18 protein-coding genes are annotated in these 19,629 nt (G+C 63.7%); 6 read left to right on the top strand and 12 right to left on the bottom strand.

Features of this window, described 5'->3' with window-relative positions:
- Positions 1-80 precede the first annotated feature (80 nt).
- The 3 genes from ubiD (at position 81) to folM (ending at position 3,178) form a co-directional block, all read left to right on the top strand.
- Entirely contained in the window at positions 81-1,550 is a 1,470-nt protein-coding gene (ubiD, locus tag QD356_RS15430) for a 4-hydroxy-3-polyprenylbenzoate decarboxylase (RefSeq protein ID WP_153636602.1), read from the top strand.
- 86 nt (positions 1,551-1,636) lie between these two features.
- A complete protein-coding gene (locus QD356_RS15425) occupies positions 1,637-2,431 on the top strand; it encodes an FAD-binding oxidoreductase (protein ID WP_043332993.1) in 795 nt (264 codons plus the stop codon).
- Positions 2,432-2,464: 33 nt separating this feature from the next.
- Positions 2,465-3,178 (top strand): dihydromonapterin reductase, encoded by a 714-nt coding sequence (gene folM / locus QD356_RS15420; RefSeq protein ID WP_192839163.1) that lies wholly within the window; start codon positions 2,465-2,467, stop codon positions 3,176-3,178.
- Between the two features lie 169 nt (positions 3,179-3,347).
- Here the strand turns inward: folM and QD356_RS15415 are convergent, their stop codons facing one another.
- Positions 3,348-4,058, bottom strand: a complete 711-nt coding sequence (locus QD356_RS15415) for an anti-sigma factor (protein ID WP_107335921.1) — start codon at positions 4,056-4,058, stop codon at positions 3,348-3,350.
- The gene (locus QD356_RS15410) at positions 4,037-4,591 is read right to left on the bottom strand and encodes a sigma-70 family RNA polymerase sigma factor (RefSeq protein ID WP_043332989.1); all 555 of its coding nucleotides are present in this window, start codon (positions 4,589-4,591) and stop codon (positions 4,037-4,039) included. The genes QD356_RS15415 and QD356_RS15410 overlap by 22 nt, the downstream gene beginning before the upstream one ends.
- A 727-nt stretch (positions 4,592-5,318) precedes the next feature.
- Between QD356_RS15410 and QD356_RS15405 the strand changes: the two genes are divergently transcribed.
- Both QD356_RS15405 and QD356_RS15400 read left to right on the top strand, forming a co-directional pair.
- Entirely contained in the window at positions 5,319-6,479 is a 1,161-nt protein-coding gene (locus QD356_RS15405; RefSeq protein ID WP_192839162.1) for a 3-deoxy-7-phosphoheptulonate synthase, read from the top strand.
- A 255-nt stretch (positions 6,480-6,734) separates the two neighbouring features.
- A complete protein-coding gene (locus tag QD356_RS15400) occupies positions 6,735-8,876 on the top strand; it encodes a PhoX family phosphatase (protein ID WP_192839161.1) in 2,142 nt (713 codons plus the stop codon).
- Positions 8,877-9,082: 206 nt separating this feature from the next.
- Here QD356_RS15400 and ppk1 read toward each other — a convergent pair whose 3' ends face one another.
- Positions 9,083-11,368 carry a polyphosphate kinase 1 gene (gene ppk1, locus QD356_RS15395; protein WP_225996628.1) on the bottom strand — a complete coding sequence of 762 codons (2,286 nt, stop codon included), beginning with the start codon at positions 11,366-11,368 and terminating at the stop codon, positions 9,083-9,085.
- A 48-nt stretch (positions 11,369-11,416) separates the two neighbouring features.
- The gene (gene hemB, locus QD356_RS15390; protein ID WP_153636598.1) at positions 11,417-12,436 is read right to left on the bottom strand and encodes a porphobilinogen synthase; all 1,020 of its coding nucleotides are present in this window, start codon (positions 12,434-12,436) and stop codon (positions 11,417-11,419) included.
- A 653-nt stretch (positions 12,437-13,089) separates the two neighbouring features.
- Here hemB and elbB point away from each other — a divergent pair.
- Complete coding sequence (gene elbB / locus QD356_RS15385) at positions 13,090-13,776, top strand: isoprenoid biosynthesis glyoxalase ElbB (protein ID WP_192839160.1); 687 nt, start codon at positions 13,090-13,092, stop codon at positions 13,774-13,776.
- A gap of 187 nt (positions 13,777-13,963) precedes the next feature.
- On the opposite strand, the gene tatC is transcribed toward elbB, so the two are convergent.
- From tatC to QD356_RS15345, 8 genes are all read right to left on the bottom strand, one after another.
- Positions 13,964-14,755: a twin-arginine translocase subunit TatC gene (gene tatC, locus QD356_RS15380; RefSeq protein ID WP_043332983.1), complete on the bottom strand. Its 792-nt coding sequence runs from the start codon at positions 14,753-14,755 to the stop codon at positions 13,964-13,966.
- Complete coding sequence (gene tatB / locus QD356_RS15375; protein WP_192839159.1) at positions 14,755-15,153, bottom strand: Sec-independent protein translocase protein TatB; 399 nt, start codon at positions 15,151-15,153, stop codon at positions 14,755-14,757. The genes tatC and tatB overlap by 1 nt, the downstream gene beginning before the upstream one ends.
- A gap of 5 nt (positions 15,154-15,158) precedes the next feature.
- Positions 15,159-15,413 carry a Sec-independent protein translocase subunit TatA gene (gene tatA, locus QD356_RS15370; RefSeq protein ID WP_043332981.1) on the bottom strand — a complete coding sequence of 85 codons (255 nt, stop codon included), beginning with the start codon at positions 15,411-15,413 and terminating at the stop codon, positions 15,159-15,161.
- Between the two features lie 109 nt (positions 15,414-15,522).
- Positions 15,523-15,858, bottom strand: a complete 336-nt coding sequence (locus QD356_RS15365; RefSeq protein ID WP_043332980.1) for a phosphoribosyl-ATP diphosphatase — start codon at positions 15,856-15,858, stop codon at positions 15,523-15,525.
- Between the two features lie 201 nt (positions 15,859-16,059).
- The gene (gene ubiB / locus QD356_RS15360) at positions 16,060-17,688 is read right to left on the bottom strand and encodes a ubiquinone biosynthesis regulatory protein kinase UbiB (protein WP_054556513.1); all 1,629 of its coding nucleotides are present in this window, start codon (positions 17,686-17,688) and stop codon (positions 16,060-16,062) included.
- A complete protein-coding gene (locus QD356_RS15355) occupies positions 17,685-18,353 on the bottom strand; it encodes an SCP2 sterol-binding domain-containing protein (RefSeq protein ID WP_131432768.1) in 669 nt (222 codons plus the stop codon). The genes ubiB and QD356_RS15355 overlap by 4 nt, the downstream gene beginning before the upstream one ends.
- A gap of 7 nt (positions 18,354-18,360) precedes the next feature.
- Positions 18,361-19,107: a bifunctional demethylmenaquinone methyltransferase/2-methoxy-6-polyprenyl-1,4-benzoquinol methylase UbiE gene (ubiE, locus tag QD356_RS15350; protein ID WP_043332974.1), complete on the bottom strand. Its 747-nt coding sequence runs from the start codon at positions 19,105-19,107 to the stop codon at positions 18,361-18,363.
- Between the two features lie 147 nt (positions 19,108-19,254).
- Positions 19,255-19,614, bottom strand: coding sequence for a DUF971 domain-containing protein (locus tag QD356_RS15345; RefSeq protein ID WP_279878295.1), 360 nt, complete (start codon positions 19,612-19,614; stop codon positions 19,255-19,257).
- Between the last annotated feature and the right edge of the window lie 15 nt (positions 19,615-19,629).

The following is a 19,629-nucleotide window of genomic DNA, read 5'->3' as shown; positions in this document are numbered from 1 at the left end:
GGCGTCTTGCGTTGCTGACCTGCCGAGTGCCGGCTGGCAATGGTATGCTCGGGACTTGATCAAGCCGAGCGGAAACTCCCATGCAGTATCGAGACTTACGCGATTTCATCGCGGCGCTGGAAGAGAAGGGCGAACTCAAGCGCATTCGTGCCGAGGTGGACCCCTATCTGGAGATGACCGAGATCTGCGATCGCACCCTGAAGGCGGGTGGTCCGGCGTTGCTGTTCGAGAACGTCAAGGGCCACAGCATGCCGGTGCTGGGCAATCTGTTCGGCACGCCGCGGCGCGTGGCGCTGGGCATGGGCCAGGAATCCGTCGAGGCCTTGCGCGAAGTCGGCGAGCTGCTGGCCTTCCTCAAGGAGCCGGAGCCGCCCAAGGGCTTCCGTGATGCCTGGGACAAGCTGCCGATCTTCAAGCAGGTGATGAGCATGGGGCCGAAGAAGGTCAAGCGTGCGCCCTGTCAGGAGATCGTGCTGGAAGGGGATGAAGTCGATCTCGACATGATTCCGATCCAGCACTGCTGGCCGGGGGATGCCGCGCCGCTGGTGACCTGGCCGCTGGTGATCACCCGTGGTCCGCACAAGGAGCGCCAGAACCTCGGCATCTATCGTCAGCAGAAGCTCGGCAAGAATCGCCTGATCATGCGCTGGCTGGCACACCGTGGCGGCGCGCTGGACTTCCGCGAGTGGCAGAAGGCCCATCCGGGCGAGCCCTTCCCGGTCGCGGTGGCACTGGGTGCCGATCCGGCCACCATCCTCGGCGCTGTCACGCCGGTACCGGATTCACTCTCCGAGTATGCCTTTGCCGGTCTGCTGCGCGGCTCGCGCACCGAGCTGGTCAAATGCGGCCTGTCGGATCTCGAAGTCCCGGCCAGCGCCGAGATCATCCTGGAAGGCTATCTGTATCCGGATGACGTGGCACCGGAAGGCCCCTACGGCGATCACACCGGCTATTACAACGAGGTGGAGACCTTCCCTGTCTTCACCATCGAGCGCATCACCCATCGGCGCGACCCGATCTATCACTCCACCTATACCGGGCGTCCGCCGGATGAGCCGGCGATTCTCGGCCTGGCGCTCAATGAAGTCTTCGTGCCGATTCTGCGCAAGCAGTTCCCGGAGATCGTCGACTTCTATCTGCCGCCGGAAGGCTGCTCTTACCGCATGGCGGTGGTGACGATGAAGAAGCAGTACCCCGGCCACGCCAAGCGCGTGATGATGGGGGTCTGGAGCTTCCTGCGTCAGTTCATGTACACCAAGTTCGTGATCGTGCTGGATGATGATGTCGATGCCCGCAAGTGGGAAGATGTCATCTGGGCCATCACCACGCGCATGGACCCGAGCCGTGATACCGTTCTGGTCGACAATACGCCGATCGATTATCTGGACTTCGCCTCGCCAACGGCGGGTCTTGGCTCCAAGATGGGCATGGACGCGACCAACAAGTGGCCCGGCGAGACGGACCGCGAGTGGGGCGAGCCCATCGTGATGAGCGAAGAGATCACATCCCGTGTCGATGAACGCTGGGACAGTCTGGGCATTCTGGACTGATTCCGCGACAGACCATCAACACCCATGCATTTACCCTGTCGTTGCGCGGCGCGCTGGCGGCAGGCATCAGATAACAAGAGGATACGATGACGGCGCGGACCCTGACCTGTCATGTCGAGAGTGTGGAAGATCTGACCCCGGACGTGTTTCGTGTGCGCTTCGCCGCACGTCCCGAGGCCCTGGCGCACGCGCCGGGCCAGTATCTCGAGATGAAGCTCGATGACACCACCTGGGTACCGTTCTCCATCGCCAATGCCGCCAGTGATGATGGCGTGCTCGAGCTGCATATCCAGCATTGGCCGGAGCGCAGCAATTCCGCGCGTCTGCGCAGCCTGCTGGTCGCGGCCAATCAACTTGAGCTACGTCTGCCCAGTGGGGAGTGCGTGCTGGACCTCGACGACCCCAGCCCCATCGTGCTGATCTGTGCCGGCACCGGGTTCTCGCAGATGCACGCCATGCTGCAGGCGGCGTTTGCGCGTGGCCTGACCCAGCCCATCGAGCTGTGGTGGGCGGCGCGTGAGCGGCGTGATCTGTACCTGGAGAGCGCGGCGCTCAACTGGGCCGCCAGTCAGCCCAACTTCCGTTATTTCCCGGTGCTGGAAGAAGCGCCGGAAGTCGGTGATGCCCACCATCGCGCGCTGGAAGCGGCCGGTGTCGAGGCCGCTTTCAATGGCCATCTGGGGCGTATCGATGAGGCGCTGCGCAAGCACGCGGGCAGCATGGCGGGCAAGCGCGTCTATCTGTCCGGCTCGCCGGGCATGGTCTATGCCTGTGTCGATGCGCTGACGCCATTGGGTGTCGAGGCCAGCGCGCTGAGCTCCGATGTGTTCAGTTATGCGCCACGCGAGCCGCTGCTGGACCCGGCGCTGGTCTCTGCCTGAAGCAGCCTGACATTGCCTGAAGGAGTCGAGTGAATGAGTCAGTCCCCGATACTGATCACCGGTGGCGCGCAGCGTCTGGGGCGCTATTGTGCCGAGCGACTGATCGATGATGGTCATCCGGTCATCATCAGTTATCGACGCGAGCGGGAAGAGCTCGATGCCCTGCGCGCGCTGGGCATTCGCACCGTGCAGGCGGATTTCTCCAGCGAGGCAGGCATCCAGGCCTTCATCGCGGCGATTCGTGAGCTGACTCCGACATTGCGGGCCATCGTGCACAATGCCGGCGACTGGGCGCCGGATGGCGACGGCGAGGGGCAGGGCGAGCTGTTCGAGCACCTGTTCCGTGTCCACATGCAGGCGCCGTACCTGATCAATCTGGCGCTGCGCGATCTGCTGGAAGCCGGAGTCGAGAAGCAGGCGGACATCGTCCACATGAGTGACTTCGTGGTCCAGAAGGGCTCGCGCAAGCATGCGGCCTACGCGGCCAGCAAGGCGGGGCTCGAGAACCTGACCTTGTCGTTCGCGTCGATGTTCGCGCCACGCATCCAGGTCAACACCATCGCGCCGGCGCTGATCATGCTGCGCCCGGACGATGATGATGACTATGCCGAGCGTGCGCGCGCCAAGTCGTTGATGCAGCAGGTACCGGGGCCTGGCGTCATCTGGCAGGCGCTGCGCTACCTGCTGGATAGTCCCTATGTCACGGGCACGACCCTGCCGGTGGATGGTGGCCGCCACCTGCGCTGATGCCTTCTGTTTGCGGGTCTTTCGGTTATCGCTCCTGATATTTGCGATACGACATTCGAGACCTGACATTCGCGACATGACATTGGGCATATGAGCACCGCACAAAAAAGCCCCCGCTTCTCAGCGGGGGCTTTTTTCGTTGACGCGACATTCTGCACCAGCGAAGCGCTTACAGGATGTGGCGGCCTTCGACCGGCGTCAGCTGACCCTTCTTGAGGGTCGGCCCCATCTGGTTGCCGGAGGGAGCGCCCTGCGGGCTTTCCAGCGTGATCACCAGATCGCTGTCGGGGAAGGCGGCCAGATACTCCTTGGGCACCTCGACCTTCATGGTGCCGGAGTGCGGCAGAATGCCCAGTGACATCGGCTCCTTGCCATCCTTGGCCATCAGCCACAGCTCGCAGACCTTGCCGGGGGCCGGTGCTTCGGGCCTGACGGCCTGCACCATCATCTCGCCCGAATGGGAGGCGTTGACGATCCAGCCGGGGCTGCTGTCAGAGTTGTTGACCACGAACACGTAGTCGCTCTCCATGCCCGCGTTGTGCCCCAGGCTGAAGGTCAGGGTGACCGCCAGTGCCAGGCTGAATGCCGTGGCGGTCATGCCTTGCCACAGGCCCAGGCGACGCCACCAGGGCTGACGGGCGGTGCCCGTCGCCTCGGCGATGCCTTGCCAGACATGGGCCGGTGGCGTGACGGGGGGAAGCTGTTCATTGAACACGTTGAGATGCTCGCGCCAGCGCTCCACATCACGTTGCAGGTCGTGGCTGACGGCCAGCAGTGACTCGAATGCCGCGCGCTCGTCGCGTGTCAATGTGCCGAGCGCATATTCGCCCGCTGCGGCTTCGCGCAGTTCCGGGTCGCTCAGATCAAATGACTCATGCATGTCTTCAACCTCTCGAGTCCACGACGGACCCAGCTCTTGACGGTGCCCAAGGGCTGGTCCAGTTGATTGGCCAGATCCTGGTGGGTGAGGCCTTCGAAGTAGGCCAGTTCCAGGGCGCGGCGTTGATCGTCATTCAGCTCGGCCAGGCACTGGTGGAGTTCACCACTGTGCTGGGCCAGGTCGACATCTGCCTCGATATCACTCCGCCCCGGCATGGCGGCGATCAATTCATCGCTGTCATGCTCGCTGGGTCGCTGTCGACGTATCCAGTCGATGGCGATGTTGCGGGTCATGGTGCCGAGCCAGGTCATCGGGCGGGCGCGGCCGGCGTCATACTGGGCGGCGGCGGCCCATACCCGGATGTAGACCTGCTGAAGACAATCCTGCGCGGATGCCTCATGTCTCAAGATACGCAGCAACTGAGCGTATAGATGCGCACTGGTCGCTCGATAGAGCTGATCCAGTGCCTTGGCATCCTGCCGGGCGCATCCCGACAGATACTCAATCAGTGCATCATTTCGGGAATCCTGCATGCATGCATTCCAAGCTGTGGGCGCGGTGTCAGGCACCGCTGGACGAATGCGTGTTGCCGATCATGTTGCTCGACAACCAAAGATTATACTGATGCCACTTCAGGCTGATAGCCCTTCTTTATGCGTGCGGGCAACGGTTTGTTGCCGGTTCACGCTTGCGCAGGACGATCTGGAGTGCAAGGATAGGCCTATCACCTTTTTCATCGTCACTACTGGATATCGGCCCGACCCATGAATCAGACCACCAGCCACCGCCCGTTCACTGTCGCTGCCTGCCCTTCGGGCCAGGTCGTGACGGCGGCGTGTGCGGCCGGCTATTGGTATTGGTTTACACAGGGGCGCGCCTGAGGTTACGGCGCGCCTGTCTCGTACGGGCTGCCACCACCTTCAAGAACCCCCGGTCGCAGCCACGGCCGGGGGTTCTTGCGTTTCGGGCCTTGCGAAATCCATGACGAGAGGCATGTCACCCTAACGTGCCGACAATGATTGCAGCATGAATGACGAGAGGAATGACCATGCGCACCACTATCCTGACTACCCGCTTTTCTCTTGCCTCCGCTCGGGTCGTGCATGGTTATTGGCGCTGGCGATTTAGCGGCGTCCTGCCTCTTTCCGCTGTCACCGCGGGGCAGGGCGAGCAACACCGGGGTGACGATTCGCGAAGTCCCTGTCTGTCAGAATGAATATTGCGTGATGGAGCCGAGGCTTCATCACAGGAGAGAAAGCCATGAACGCCAGCCTTGAACGCGTGTTGACCGCCAACCCGCACACTGCCGACGCCACTGTTGACCCCTTGACTGCCGAGAACGCCACCGTGACCCGCTCTGATGCCGCCCAGACACCGACCACACCCGGACGCATCAGTCGTGAAGCCCTGCCCAGCGCCAGCGAATTGCGCGAGCAGCTGCCGGTGGACGCCGCCCTGGCCGGCCAGATTCGCCAGCATCGTGATGAGATCAACGCCATTCTCGCCGGCGACGATGATCGTCTGCTGGTGGTGGTCGGGCCGTGCTCCATCCATGATCTCAAGGCCGCGCGCGAGTACGCCCAGCGCCTGGCGGTGATCGAGCCGCAGGTGCGTGATCGCCTCAAGCTGGTGATGCGTGTCTATGTCGAGAAGCCGCGCACCACGGTGGGCTGGAAGGGGCTGGCCTATGATCCGCATCTGGATGGCAGCGATGACATGGCCACCGGCCTGCGTCAGGCACGCGAGCTGATGCGCGAGATCAACCTGCTGGGCCTGCCGGTGGCGACGGAGCTGCTGCAGCCGCTGACCGCCGCCTACCTGGAAGACCTGCTCGGCTGGGCGGCCATCGGCGCCCGTACCACCGAGTCGCAGATCCATCGCGAGATGGCCTCCGGCCTCGGCTGTGCGGTGGGCTTCAAGAACGGCACTGACGGAGGCGTCGAGGTCGCCGTGCAGGCCATCGGGGCGGCGGCGCATGGGCATCGCCATTTCGGCATGGATGACAGCGGACGTCCGGCGCTGATCGAGACCGCGGGCAACCCGCATACCCATGTGGTGCTGCGCGGCGGCCATGGCCAGCCCAACTATGACGCCGCCTCGGTGGCCGCCTGCCGGCGTGAGCTGGAAGGCGCTGGCCTGACGCCGCGTCTGATGGTCGATTGCAGCCACGCCAATTCCCGCAAGGACCACCGCCGCCAGAGCGAAGTGATGCTGGATGTGCTCTCTCAGCGCCTGGCGGGGGATGATGCCTTGATCGGCGTGATGCTCGAGAGTCACCTCAATGAAGGCAAGCAGTCCTTGCCGGCAGCGGAGAAGCTTTCCCAGCTGCGTCATGGCGTGTCCGTCACCGATGCATGCCTTGGCTGGGAAACCACCGAGCACCTGCTGAGCCTGGCCGCCGAGCGCTTGCGCGAGGCCTGAGATCAAACGCCAGACTCGCGCCTCGATGGGAGGATGACGTCGCGCTTGCCTGATGTTTGCTGAATTTGTCGGCTTGTCCTGAAGTCCCCAGCGCCCAACGGTCGAAAGGCCGTTGGGCGCTGTCGTCTCTTGCCTTTGTTGCCCGTTCGTCACGGAATTGTCATCGGGCTCGCGTATCACTCTTGTTGCCTTCGGCTTGCCCTCAAGGGGCATGCCTGAACAGAACAACCCGAAACCTGACTACGGGGAAGCGACATGAGCAAGGAAATCGAAGACCATCGCCTGCTTAATCCCAGCAGCAACGAGACGTTCTCATCCGTCATCGAACGACACATCTCGCGTCGTCGTGTCCTGCAGGGTGGCCTTGGCATGGCGGCTGCCAGCATGCTGGGTGGTTTCGGTCTTGCGGGGCTGAGCACCACGGCCAACGCCGCCAGCAACGCTGCGGGCGAGAAGACGGCTCTGGCACTGGCCTTCGAATCGATCAAGGGTTCACGCACGGATGCAGTCGTGGTTCCCAAGGGGTATACCGCACAGGTGCTGGCGCCGTGGGGCACGCCGCTCAATGCCAAGGCTCCCAAGTGGAGCAAGGACCTGGCGATGACGCCGGAGATCCAGCTCAACACCGTCGGCATGCATCACGATGGCATGCACAACTTCGCCTTGAATGACGACACAGCCTCCAGCAACTTCCTGCTGGTCATGAACAACGAATACATCGATCAGGATGCTCTGTGGGCACCCAAGGGTGGCGCGACCAATGCGGATTCCGGCAAGCGTCCGGCCGATGAAGTGCGCACCGAGATCAATGCCCATGGCGTGACCATCGTCGAGGTCAAGAAGGCCAGCAACGGCAAGTGGGAAGTGGTGGGCGATTCGCGCTACAACCGCCGCTACACCAGCGCCAGCGAAATGAAGCTGAGCGGCCCGGTGGCGGGCAGCGATTACGTCAAGACGGCCTTCTCGCCGGATGGCATGCGCACCCGTGGTACCAACAACAACTGCGCCAACGGCTACACCCCGTGGGGCACCTACCTGACCTGTGAAGAGAACTGGCCGGGTTACTTCGTCAAGCGCAGCGATCGTCAGCTCGATGACAACCGCATCGGCATCGAGACCGAGCGTGGCCGCTATGGCTGGGAAACCGCCGCCGGGGATGCCAGTGAAGTCGATGGCGAGTTCGCGCGTTTCGACAACACGCCGACGGCAGACAGCGCCGACAAGGATTACCGCAACGAACCGCGGACCTTCGGCTATATCGTCGAGATCGATCCCTACACCGGCGAGCAGGCCATCAAGCGCACCGCGCTGGGCCGCTTCCGTCACGAAGGCTGCTGGCCGGGCAAGCTGGTCGAGGGTGAGCCGGTGGTCTTCTACTCCGGTCACGATTCGCGCAACGAGTACATCTACAAGTTTGTGTCGGACGCCAAGTGGGACGCCGCTGATGCCCGTGGCGCCGGTGACTTCAAGGACCGCCTGGCGATCGGCGACAAGTACCTGGACAAGGGCACGCTGTATGTCGCCCAGTTCTCCGCCGATGGCACCGGCACGTGGCTCAAGCTGACGCCGGACGCCGTGACCAATGATGGTCGCACCCTGGCCGAGGCACTGGGGCTGGCGGCCGATGACCTGGCTGGCATCATCATCCACACCACCGATGCGGCTGACCTGATGGGCGCGACCCCGATGGACCGTCCGGAGTGGGGTGCGGTGGACCCGGTATCCGGTGAGGTCTACATGACGCTGACCAACAACTCCAAGCGCACCGAGGAAGGCACGGATGCCGCCTTCACCAACGATGGCACCGCCATCGAGGAGCCGGGTGTCGGTTACAAGACGGCGCCGACCAACGCGGCCAATCCGCGTGGCAACAACGAAGCGGGTCAGATCATCCGCTGGCGTGAAGCGGGCGATCACAAGGCCTTCGATTGGGAGATCTTCGTGTTCGGCGCAGCGGCCAGCGATGCCGACAACCTGTCCGGCCTGACCGAGATGAACGAGTTCGCCAGTCCCGATGGCCTCTACTTCGACGGCCGCGAAGGTCAGGACAGCATCCTGTGGATCCAGACGGACAACGGCTACGAAGGCATCACCGAGGTCACCAATGACCAGCTGCTGGCGGTCGTGCCGGCAGGTCTCGAGCAGGCCGAGGGAGACGCGGCCGTAATCGGTGCCGACAACCAGGCGCAGCTCAAGCGCTTCGCGGTGGGCCCGAACGGTTGTGAAGTCACCGGGATCTTCACCACCCCGGACAAGACCGCGATGTTCATCAACATCCAGCACCCGGCCAACTGGCCGCAGAGCGATGACGCTACCGCCGAGACCGATGGCAGCGTGCGTGCCCGCGCCGCGACCGTGGTCATCCAGCGCGAAGATGGCGGCCAGATCGGCGTCTGATGTAAGCCGCCGCGCGTCAGGTGTGAACGCGAAGCCCCCGTATCGATGATACGGGGGCTTTTTCATGCGCCTGAACCTGGCCCCGCTTCGCTTGAGGGCGCTTGGTCGATCAAGCGGGTGGGGAGGGCCAACGACAACGGCCCCCACGCAAGCGTGAGGGCCGAGAGTTCATGAGCTTTGTTCTGTCCTGACCTTGCCGAGCGCGATCAGGCCTTGGCGGCGTAGGCGAACAGCAGGGTTTCCTGCACGCTGATCGGTTCCGCGTCGCCGGCATCCAGCTGGGTGTAGTGGCCATCGCTTTCCAGACGCCAGCTCTGGCAGTTGTCGACCAGATAGGTGTCCAGGTCCTTGCGGATACGCTGGGCCAGCTTCTTGTCGAGCAGCGGGAAGCAGGTCTCGACGCGGTGGAACATGTTGCGCTCCATGTAATCCGCGCTGGAGCACCAGGTTTCCGGCTGACCGGCATTGTGGAAGTGGAAGGTGCGCGTGTGCTCGAGGAAGCGACCGATCACCGAGCGTACGCGGATGTTGTCGGAAATCCCCGGCACGCCCGGGCGCAGACAGCAGACGCCGCGGATGATCAGGTCACACTGCACGCCAGCCCGCGAGGCGCGGTAGAGGGCGCGAATCAGCTTGGGCTCGGTCAGTGAATTGCATTTGACGATGATGTGGGCGCGCTTGCCTTTCTCGGCGTTGCGCGCTTCACGGTCGATCATCTCCACCATGCGCTCATGCAGCGTGAAGGGCGCGTGCAGCAGCTTCTCGATATTGCGCTGCTTGCCCATGCCGGTCAGCTGCTGGAAGACCTTGTGGACGTCCTCGCAGAGCGTCTCGTTGGCGGTCAGCAGGCTGTAATCGGTATACAGGCGCGCCGTCTTGGCATGGTAGTTACCGGTGCCCAGGTGCGCGTAATGACGCAGCTCGCCGTGTTCACGCCGCACGATATGCAGCATCTTGGCGTGGGTCTTGTAGGCCATCACGCCGTAGATGACGATGGCGCCGGCTTCCTGCAGGCGTGAGGCCAGCTGCAGGTTGTCGGCCTCATCGAAGCGCGCCCGCAGCTCGATCACCACGGTGATCTCCTTGCCCTGGCGTGCGGCTTCCACCAGCGAGGAGACGATGTTGGAGTCGGCGCCGGTGCGATAGAGGGTCTGCTTGATGGCCAGCACGTTCGGGTCGCGCGCCGCCTCGGCGAGCAGGTTCTCGACCGGGGAGAAGGACTGGAAGGGGTGATGCAGCAGGATGTCCTCGCGACGGATCGCATCGAACAGGCTGTTGTCGCCCTTGAGTGCCTTGGGGATGCCCGGAGTGAACGGGGCGTAGAGCAGGTCCTCGCGGCCGACGTCGCCGATGACTTCCATCAGGCGGTTGAGGTTGACCGGGCCCTTGACCTGATAGAGGTCACGCGTTTCCAGATCGAACTGCTTGAGCAGGAAGGTGTAGAGCGCTTCCGGGCAGTTGTCGGCCACCTCGAGACGCACCCCGTCGCCGTAGCGGCGTGCCAGCAGCTCGCCACGCAGCGCGGAGGCCAGGTCGGAGACATCCTCGGCATCCACCGACAGATCGGCGTTGCGGGTCAGGCGGAACTGATAGCAGCCCTTGATCTTCATGCCCGGGAACAGCTCCTGGGCGTGAGCGTGGATCATCGAGGACAGGAAGACGTATTCGGTGTACCCCGGCTCGACAAGGCCATCCGGGATGCGGATCAGGCGCGGCAGTGAGCGCGGGGCCGGCAGGATGGCCAGGCCACCTTCACGACCGAAGGCATCCTTGCCTTCCAGCTCGACGATGAAGTTGAGGCTCTTGTTGACCAGGCGCGGGAACGGGTGCGACGGGTCGAGACCGATCGGGCTGATGACCGGCTGGATCTCTTCCTCGAAGTAATCGCGCACCCAGGCCTTCTGGGCATCGTTCCACTGATTGCGGCGACGGAAGCGGATGTGCTGCTCTTCCAGCGCGGGGATCAGGTCCTCGTTGAGCATGCGGTACTGGCGTTCGACCTGCTCATGCGTGATGCGGGAGACCTCATCGAGCACCTTGCTCGGCAGCATGCCGTCACAGCCGGGGTCGGTGCGATCGAAGGCGATCTGATGCTTGAGACCCGCCACGCGAATCTCGAAGAACTCGTCCATGTTGGACGTGAAGATTAGCAGGAACATCAAGCGGTTGAGCAGCGGATGCGAGGTATCCTTGGCCTGCTCGAGTACGCGGATGTTGAACTGCAGGTTGGACAGCTCGCGATTGAAGTACAGCGCCGGATCAGCGAGATCAGCCTCGGGGGAGGGGGTGGCCTTGGCATGGATACCGGTACGCGTCCGGTTGACGCGCAGGGGCAGCGGTTCCTGAGCCGGCGGCTCATCCGCCGCCAGCTCGATCTCGCCTTCCCGTGGGGTGGATGCTGCCTTGGGGGCAGCATCCTTGTCGCGACTGTCAGCGACTTCCGGCAGGGTCGCCGTGTTGTTGTCGGTGTCTTGCTTGGGCGTCTGTTCCATCATCAACTCCATGATCCCGGTCAGCCGCATCCGCAATGGCCGGGGTTGTCAAAGGCGGTTTTTCTGCGCCAGCAATTCGGCCGCCTGGCGAGCAAAATAGGTGAGGATGCCGTCGGCACCCGCACGCTTGAAGCACATCAGCGACTCGAGAATGACCTTGTCGGCATCCAGCCAACCGTTCTGGAAAGCCGCCATGTGCATGGCGTACTCACCGCTGACCTGATAGGCGAAGGTCGGCACTTCCAGCTCGCGCTTCACGCGCGTTACCACATCAAGATAGGGCATGCCCGGCTTGACCATCACCATGTCCGCACCTTCGGTGATATCCATGGCCACTTCGTGCAGCGCTTCATCGCTGTTGGCGGGGTCCATCTGGTAGGTCTGCTTGTCGGCCTTGCCCAGATTGCCGCTCGAACCGAGCGCGTCACGGAACGGGCCGTAGTAGTTGGAGGCGTACTTGGCCGAGTAGGCCATGATGCGCGTGTTGATCAGGCCTTCCTGTTCCAGCATGGCGCGGATGGAGCCGATGCGGCCATCCATCATGTCGGAGGGCGCGATGACATCGGCACCGGCTTCCGCGTGTGACAGCGCCTGCTTGATCAAGGTCTCGACGGTGCGGTCGTTGAGCACGTAGCCGTCTTCGTCGAGGATGCCGTCCTGACCGTGAACGGTGTAGGGGTCGAGCGCGACATCCGTGATGACGCCCAGCTCCGGCAGCGCTTCCTTCAAGGCGCGCACGCAACGCTGCACCAGGCCGTTGGCGTTGTAGGATTCTTCGGCATACAGCGTCTTGGCCTCGGCATCGACCACCGGGAAGAGCGCGATGGCCGGCACGCCCAGTGCGTGGACGGCGCGGCATTCTTCGACCATGAGGTCGATGGACAGGCGTTCGACGCCCGGCATGCTGGGCACGGCTTCACGACGCTGGGAGCCTTCGAGAACGAAGACCGGCAGGATCAGATCATCGGCCGTCAGCTGGTTTTCACGCATCAGGCGGCGAGAGAAGTCGTCCTTGCGCATACGGCGCATACGAGTCGCAGGAAACTGGCGCGGGGTACGTTGGCTCAAGAAATGCTCTCCGGGTCGGGTGGTCCGCTCCCGTGATGGTCGCAGGCAGTCTAGGTCTATAATATTTCATTAATATTACAGTGATGCCAGCGGTCATGGGGCAAGGCCGGTCACGTGAGGTGCCAGCAGGGGCTGAACATGACGACAAGGCGTCTGTCGGGCGACGAGAAGGCCTGGCTTGCGGCCTGCAAGTGGGTGGCCCGTGACGGGAGCCGTCGTCCCTGTGGCAGGGTCAATTGAGTATATCAGCGTTGACTTGTGGCCACAGGTGCAGGAGATGTGTCGCGGTGTCGCGCCTCATGCACGCCCCGTATGGGGCGGGTGTGTGGGGCTGCAAGACGACTTCGGACACCGCGGCAAGCCTCCGGCGCTAGAGCCTTGATGGCATACGAGTGGACGAGGAGCAGCACTTGAGTTGTGCCAGGGCCGCCCATAGTCTTGAGGGGATGCGCAGTGACATGCCCCGCCTGCACGCCTGTCACTGTCTGCCGCGTGGCGGTCGCGCAGCTTCGGTGCCGCTGAAGCGTCTCGCGCCGGGCATGACGCCGGGCATGAAATCAGACTCGGCATTCGAATCAGTCACGCGCTTGTATTAGTCTTTTCTGACCTGTCCGGCAATCGCCGCGCACAGCTCATCGTCAATGGAGTAACCCATGACCAAGCAGGTAGCCCTGATCCTTTCCGGTTGCGGTGTCTTTGATGGCTCCGAGATCTATGAAACTACCCTGACGCTGCTGCGTCTCGATCAGCTGGGCATTGCCTATGAGAGCTTTGCACCGGATGTCGCGCAGCATCACGTGATCAATCACGGCACTGGCGACGAGATGGAGGAGACCCGCAACGTGCTGGTCGAGTCCGCGCGTCTGGCACGTGGCAAGGTGCGCCCGCTGGGAGAGCTGTCAGCGGACGACTTCGATGCGCTGATCCTGCCCGGCGGCTTCGGTGCCGCCAAGAATCTGTGTGACTTTGCCGTCAAGGGTGAGGACCTCGAGCTCGTCGCGGGCCTGCAGGACGCGGTGCAGCCCTTCCATGCGGCCGGCAAGCCGATCGGCGTGATGTGCATCGCGCCGGTGATGGTGCCCAAGCTGCTGGGTGAGGGCATCTCGGTCACCATCGGCAACGACGCCAGTGTCTCCGGGGCGATCAGTGCCCAGGGCGGCCTGCACAAGAGCTGTGAGGTGACGGACATCGTCGTCGACGCCGCCAACCGTGTCGTCACCACTCCGGCCTACCTGCTGGCGGAGCGCATCAGCGAAGCGGCCCAGGGCATCTTCAAGCTGGTCGAGCGCATCGATAGCTGGATCGAGGACGACAAGGCGCGCGCCGCTGAGCAGGACTGACCTCGACACGCCGGTGCGCCTGGCGTGATAGCGCGTGGCTGGTGTGAGCAAGTTCCCTGGAAACACAAAGCCCCCAGAAACAGAAAGCCCCGCCGGTGAACCGGCGGGGCTTTCTGTTTTGATGCTGTGATTCTGAGGCACTGTTTCTGGCGCCCTGTTTCTGATGCCCAACTGCTGGCAGCCACGTTCAGGGCGCTTCCTGCGATGCCTCATCGTCTGAGGCCGCACGCCGGCGCTTGAAGAGGCGCGAGGCCAGAATGCCGACCTCGAACAGCAGCCACATCGGAATCGCCAGCAGTGACTGCGAGATCACGTCCGGCGGTGTCAGCAGCATGCCGACCACGAAGCAGGCGATCACGATATAGGGGCGCTTCTTGCTCAGTGCCTCCACCGTGGTCGCGCCGGTCCAGATCAGCAGGAAGGTGGCGATGGGGATCTCGAAGGCCACCCCGAAGGCGAAGAACAGCTTGAGGACAAAATTCAGGTACTGATTGATGTCCGTCATGATCGCCACGTTCTCGGGGCCCGTGGTGGTGAAGAACTGGAACAGCAGCGGGAACACCACGTAGTAGGCGAAGGCCGCACCGGCATAGAACAGCAGGATGCTGGAGGCCAGCAGCGGCAGGGCCAACGCCTTCTCGTTCTCATAGAGGCCCGGCGCGATGAACGCCCAGGCCTGGTAGAGCACAGCGGGGATCGCCAGGAACAGCGCCACCACCAATGTCAGCTTGAAGGGTGCCAGGAAGGGCGAGGCCACTTCGGTGGCGATCATCTGCGAACCCGGTGGCAGCAATGCCATCAGCGGTTCGGCGACATACAGGTAGATCTGGTTTGAGAAGCCGTACAGCGCGGCGAAAACCACCAGCACCACCAGGGTGGCGCGCAGCAAGCGCGAGCGTAGCTCGATCAGGTGCTCGATGAGCGGCGCATGTGCGGCGTCGCCCTGACCACCTGACGGTGAGGCATGTGGATCACTCATCAGGAACGTGGCTCTCGTGATTCACGGGTGTCGGAAGCAGTGCTCGGCTCGGTGGCCGGCGCACCATTCTCGGCAGGGCGGGGGCTGGTCTCGGCGCCGGAGGCGCCTGCATCGCGGGGCGTGCTGGGCTCGGTGATGCCGCGCTCGACATCGCGTGCCTCGTTGCGCGCATGAGCGAGCGTCTCATCGAGCTGCTTCTTCTGCTCGTTGAGCGTCTGACGCAGTTCCTCGGCTTCCAGCTGGGCACTGATTTCCTGCTGAATGCCCGAGACACTGCGCTTGATGCGTCCCAGCCACAGACCCGCAGTGCGGGCGGCCCGGGGCAGACGCTCCGGGCCGAGCACGATCAGCGCCAGCAGCGCGATCAATGCCAGTTCAAAAAAGCCGATATCGAACATGCGGGTTACGAGCGCTTGTCAGCGGTATCGCGGCTCTCGGCCTCGACATCGATGGTGTCGCCACGCTTTTCCTCATGCGCGACCTTCTGCTGGGCAGTCGGCTCGTCGCTCTTCTTCTCTTCTTCCTTCATCGCGCCCTTGAAGCCCTTCACGGCACCGCCGAGATCAGAGCCGACGTTGCGCAGCTTCTTGGTCCCGAAGATCAGGATGATGATGCCGAGCACGATGAGAAGCTGCCAGATACTGATGCCACCTAACATGGGAAATTCTCCATTTGGGCCGCTGACACCGGGTCATTGGGCCTTGAGACTTGCAGGGTGCTGGCACCGCTGCCGGAAAGCCGACTTGCGCCGGAAGAATACGGGTCCTTCACTGGCCGCGAGCGGCCTTTTCATCATGGCCGGAAACACCGAAGCGGCGTGCCAGCTCATCCAGCACTTCCTGATGATCCAGCCCCAGGTGCGACAGCATGACCAGTGAATGGAACCACAGGTCAGCGGTCTCACCGATCACGGCACGCTGCGAGTCCACGTCGTCGTGAGCGAAATCCTTGGCGGCCAGTACGGTTTCGGTCGCCTCTTCGCCAATCTTCTCCAGTACCTTGTTGAGGCCCTTGTGATGCAGGCTCGCGACATAGGAGGAGGTCGGGTCAGCGTCGCGCCGTTCTGCCAGTACCACTGACAGACGGTTGAGAATATCACTCATGAATCATCATTCCTGAAATCTTGGGTCTTGCGTTAAGTCATCGAGTTCTGCGCTGACGGCACACCTTGCACGGCAAACGGCACGGCGTGGGCAGGCGACTCAGGATGCAAGTGTTATATGTCATTCATATTGCACTGCGTCCCATGGGGCGGCAAGTGTCGTTGCGCGCCGGGCCAGTCAGGCCATCATGTCTGCCTGCGGCTAGCGCCACAGCAATAACACGATTCCCAGTCCTGCGCCCACCAGTACCGCCACGGGCTGGGTCTCCGCCCAGGCCATCAGGGGCTGCCAGCCGAAAGCGCCGGCCACCAGCAGCAGGCCCGCTCGCAGCCGCCAGCTGGTGCTGGAGGCGTGATTGACCCGGTCGCGCAGCGTGGTGATGGCCTCTGTCTGGCGTTGACGGGCGCGATGCTCGTCCTCGATGCGCTCCATGGCCTGGAAGGCCATCGCCGGCAGCTGCGGCAGCTGATGCGACAGCTCCGGTGCCTGCTTGACCATCTCGGCCCAGAACGCCTTGGGACCGGCGCGCTCCTTCATCCAGCGCTCCAGATAGGGGCGGGCGGTGGCCCACAGGTCGAGGTCCGGATACAGCTGGCGGCCGAGGCCCTCGATGTTGAGCAGGGTCTTCTGCAGCAACACCAGCTGCGGCTGGACTTCCATGTTGAAGCGGCGCGCGGTCTGGAACAGCCCCAGCAGGACCTGGCCGAAGCTGATGTCCTTGAGCGGCTTCTCGAGAATCGGCTCGCAGACGGCGCGGATGGCGGCGGCGAATTCGTTGGCGCGCGTGCCTTCGCCGACCCAGCCGGACTCGATGTGCAGCGCCGCGACCTCGTAGTAATCCTGGCGGAAGAAGGCCAGCAGGTTGCGGGCCAGATAGTCCTGGTCCTCGCGGGTCAGGCTGCCGACGATGCCGCAGTCGATGGCGATGAACTGCGGGTCGTGCGGGTTCTCGCGCGAGACGAAGATGTTGCCGGGGTGCATGTCGGCGTGGAAGAAGTTGTCGCGGAATACCTGGGTGAAGAAGATCTCCACACCGCGCTCGGCCAGCTTCTTGAGGTCGGTGCCCTGCGCGGTCAGCTCCTCGATATCGGCGACCGGAATGCCGCGGATGCGCTCCTGCACCATCACGCGGCGGCGCGTCAGTGGCCAGTGGATGGCCGGGACGTAGAGCAGCGGCGAGTCGAGGAAGTTGCGCTTGAGCTGGGAGGTGTTGGCGGCCTCCTTGTGCATGTCGAGCTCGTCGAACAGCGTCGCCTCGTAGTCGGCGACGACCTCGACCGGGCGCAGGCGACGGGCTTCCGGCGAGACCTTCATCAACAGGCGCGCGAACATGTAGAGCAGGCCGATATCCTTGCGCATCACTTCCTCGATGCGCGGCCGGATGACCTTGACCACCACGTCCGAGCCATCGTGCAGGCGTGCGGCATGTACCTGGGCGATGGAGGCGGAGGCCAGGGGCTGGGCCTCGAATTCGGCGAAGGCTTCCTCGACCGACATCTCGAGTTCCTGCTCGACCAGCTCCCGCGCGACCTGGTTCTCGAACGGCGGCACCTGATCCTGCAGGCGCTTGAGTTCGTCGGCGATGTCCGGCGGCAGCAGGTCGCGGCGCGTCGAGAGCATCTGGCCGAACTTGATGAAGATCGGGCCGAGGGCCTCGAGCGCGAGACGCAGACGCTCGCCGCGCGTGCGTCTGCCGATGGGGAACAGACGCAGCGGCGACAGCTTGAGCAGCGGACGCAGCAGGGCCGGCACGCGCCCCGGGGGCACCAGGTCGTCGAGGCGGTAGCGGGCGATGACCCACAGGATGCTCAGCAGGCGATAGAGTCTCACGACGGCTGGCACTCCCGCTCGGCAGGTTGATGGGAGGTGGCGGCCTCGAGATGACGGCGCAGCCGCGCCAGACGCGCTTCGGTGCGATCCAGACACTGGGTCAGCTCGGTCAGCTCGTCGCGGGCGACACGCATCTGTGCCTGACCGGGCAGCCAGCGCGCTTCCTCGGTGAGGTATTCGCGCAGGTCCAGCTCCAGCTCACGGCGGCTGATCAGCCCGAAACGCCCGAGGCTGCGCAGGCCGCTGGCCAGGCTATGGCCTGGGGCTTCGCCGAACCACTCACTGAGTGCACCTTCCCAGTCCAGGTCGAGGTCCATCACCAGGTCACGGGCGCTCTCCAGCAGATGGATACGGCCACGCACGGCGAGGCGGCCCTCGAACATCAGGCGCTCGATGGACTCACCGGACAGCAGGGCGGCGGCGGTCTCCATGTCGAGCTCCACCACCACATCGCCATCGCTCTCGTTGGCCTGGGGCAGGCGCAACAGGTGCAGGCCCTGCAGGTCGAAATGCACCAGCAGGTCGAAGGCGGGGCGTTCGACACGCACCAGCAGGCGTCGGCCTGCCAGTGCATTCAGGCGCGACGTCGAGGCCGGGTCGCGAGCAAGCAGCTGATTCAGCGTCCGCTCAGCGGTCGCCAACAGCAGGGGGGTCAGCAATGCCATGACAGCCTCAGAGCTTGATGCCGCGGTGCAACGCGACGATGCCGCCCGTCAGGTTGGTGTACTCGACGCGCTCGAGACCGGCCTCTTCCATCATGCCGGCCAACGTCTTCTGGTCGGGGTGCATGCGGATGGACTCGGCCAGGTAGCGGTAGGAGTCGGCGTCGCCGGCGACCATCTCGCCCATCTTGGGCAGCAGCCGGAAGCTGTACTGGTCATAGGCGGTGGAGAGCAGCGGATTGACCGGCTTGGAGAATTCCAGCACCAGCAGACGGCCGCCCGGCTTGAGGATGCGCTGCATGGAGCGCAGGGCCTTGGCCTGGTCGGTGACGTTGCGCAGCCCGAAGGCGATGGTGATGATGTCGAAGGTGTTGTCCGGGAAGGGCAGGGCCTCGGCATTGGCCTGCACGTATTCGACGTTGCCGCCGACGCCACGGTCGAGCAGCTTGTCGCGGCCGACGTTGAGCATCGAGGCATTGATGTCGGCGAGCACCACGCGGCCTTTCGGGCCGACCAGACGCGAGAACTTCAGCGTCAGGTCACCGGTGCCGCCGGCGATGTCCAGCACCGACTGGCCGGGACGGGCGCCGGCACGCTCCAGGGTGATGCGCTTCCACAGACGGTGGATGCCGAACGACATCAGGTCATTCATCACGTCGTACTTGGCGGCGACACTGTGGAAGACGTCCGCGACGCGGCCTGCCTTCTCGTCCACGGCAACTTCCTGATAACCGAAGTGAGTCGTACGCTTGTCCATGACTTCCCCTGTTGTGACGCCGCCGTGGCGACGTCAGCACAATATGGTGAGCTTTCGCAGTGGCTCGATTGTAACCGCTGGCCAGCGGGCTGTCTTTTGGCAAGACGTCGACTCGGACATCTTGCCGCGCCCAGTGGCATCAGTGGCTTACAGCTGGTTGAGCGGAATGCCCAGTGGTTCGCGCGAGGCGCCGACCTCTTCCAGCTGGCGCAGGTAGTAGGCCCACATGGCGTCGCGGCGATTGGCCAGTTCCCACAGGTATTCCCAGGTATACAGGCCGCTGTCATGGCCATCATCGAAGTGCAGCTTCAGCGCGTAGCGGCCGCTCTGGGTGATGTTGGTCAGCCCGACGTAGCGCATGCCGACCTGCAGGGTTTCCTGGCCGACACCGTGGCCACGCACTTCCGCCGACGGCGACATCACGCGCAGGAATTCGGTGCTCAGGCGGAAGCTCTGGCCATCGGCGTAGCCCAGTTCCAGTTCGCGCTCTGACTTGTGGTAGTGCACGCGCGTCGGTACCGG

The organism is Cobetia sp. 2AS (assembly GCF_029846355.1).
Classification (GTDB): domain Bacteria; phylum Pseudomonadota; class Gammaproteobacteria; order Pseudomonadales; family Halomonadaceae; genus Cobetia; species Cobetia amphilecti.
The sequence above is the reverse complement of the archived record's forward strand: the minus strand, read 5'-3'. Positions and strand labels throughout refer to the sequence as shown.

Excerpts from the sequence above, each read along its gene's own strand:
- ubiD (WP_153636602.1), top strand. The coding sequence starts at position 81 with ATGCAGTATCGAGACTTACGCGATTTCATCGCGGCGCTGGAAGAGAAG.
- QD356_RS15425 (WP_043332993.1), top strand. The coding sequence starts at position 1,637 with ATGACGGCGCGGACCCTGACCTGTCATGTCGAGAGTGTGGAAGATCTG.
- folM (WP_192839163.1), top strand. The coding sequence starts at position 2,465 with ATGAGTCAGTCCCCGATACTGATCACCGGTGGCGCGCAGCGTCTGGGG.
- QD356_RS15415 (WP_107335921.1), bottom strand. The coding sequence starts at position 4,058 with ATGCATGAGTCATTTGATCTGAGCGACCCGGAACTGCGCGAAGCCGCA.
- QD356_RS15410 (WP_043332989.1), bottom strand. The coding sequence starts at position 4,591 with ATGCAGGATTCCCGAAATGATGCACTGATTGAGTATCTGTCGGGATGC.
- QD356_RS15405 (WP_192839162.1), top strand. The coding sequence starts at position 5,319 with ATGAACGCCAGCCTTGAACGCGTGTTGACCGCCAACCCGCACACTGCC.
- QD356_RS15400 (WP_192839161.1), top strand. The coding sequence starts at position 6,735 with ATGAGCAAGGAAATCGAAGACCATCGCCTGCTTAATCCCAGCAGCAAC.
- ppk1 (WP_225996628.1), bottom strand. The coding sequence starts at position 11,368 with ATGGAACAGACGCCCAAGCAAGACACCGACAACAACACGGCGACCCTG.
- elbB (WP_192839160.1), top strand. The coding sequence starts at position 13,090 with ATGACCAAGCAGGTAGCCCTGATCCTTTCCGGTTGCGGTGTCTTTGAT.
- tatC (WP_043332983.1), bottom strand. The coding sequence starts at position 14,755 with ATGAGTGATCCACATGCCTCACCGTCAGGTGGTCAGGGCGACGCCGCA.
- tatB (WP_192839159.1), bottom strand. The coding sequence starts at position 15,153 with ATGTTCGATATCGGCTTTTTTGAACTGGCATTGATCGCGCTGCTGGCG.
- tatA (WP_043332981.1), bottom strand. The coding sequence starts at position 15,413 with ATGTTAGGTGGCATCAGTATCTGGCAGCTTCTCATCGTGCTCGGCATC.
- QD356_RS15365 (WP_043332980.1), bottom strand. The coding sequence starts at position 15,858 with ATGAGTGATATTCTCAACCGTCTGTCAGTGGTACTGGCAGAACGGCGC.
- QD356_RS15355 (WP_131432768.1), bottom strand. The coding sequence starts at position 18,353 with ATGGCATTGCTGACCCCCCTGCTGTTGGCGACCGCTGAGCGGACGCTG.
- ubiE (WP_043332974.1), bottom strand. The coding sequence starts at position 19,107 with ATGGACAAGCGTACGACTCACTTCGGTTATCAGGAAGTTGCCGTGGAC.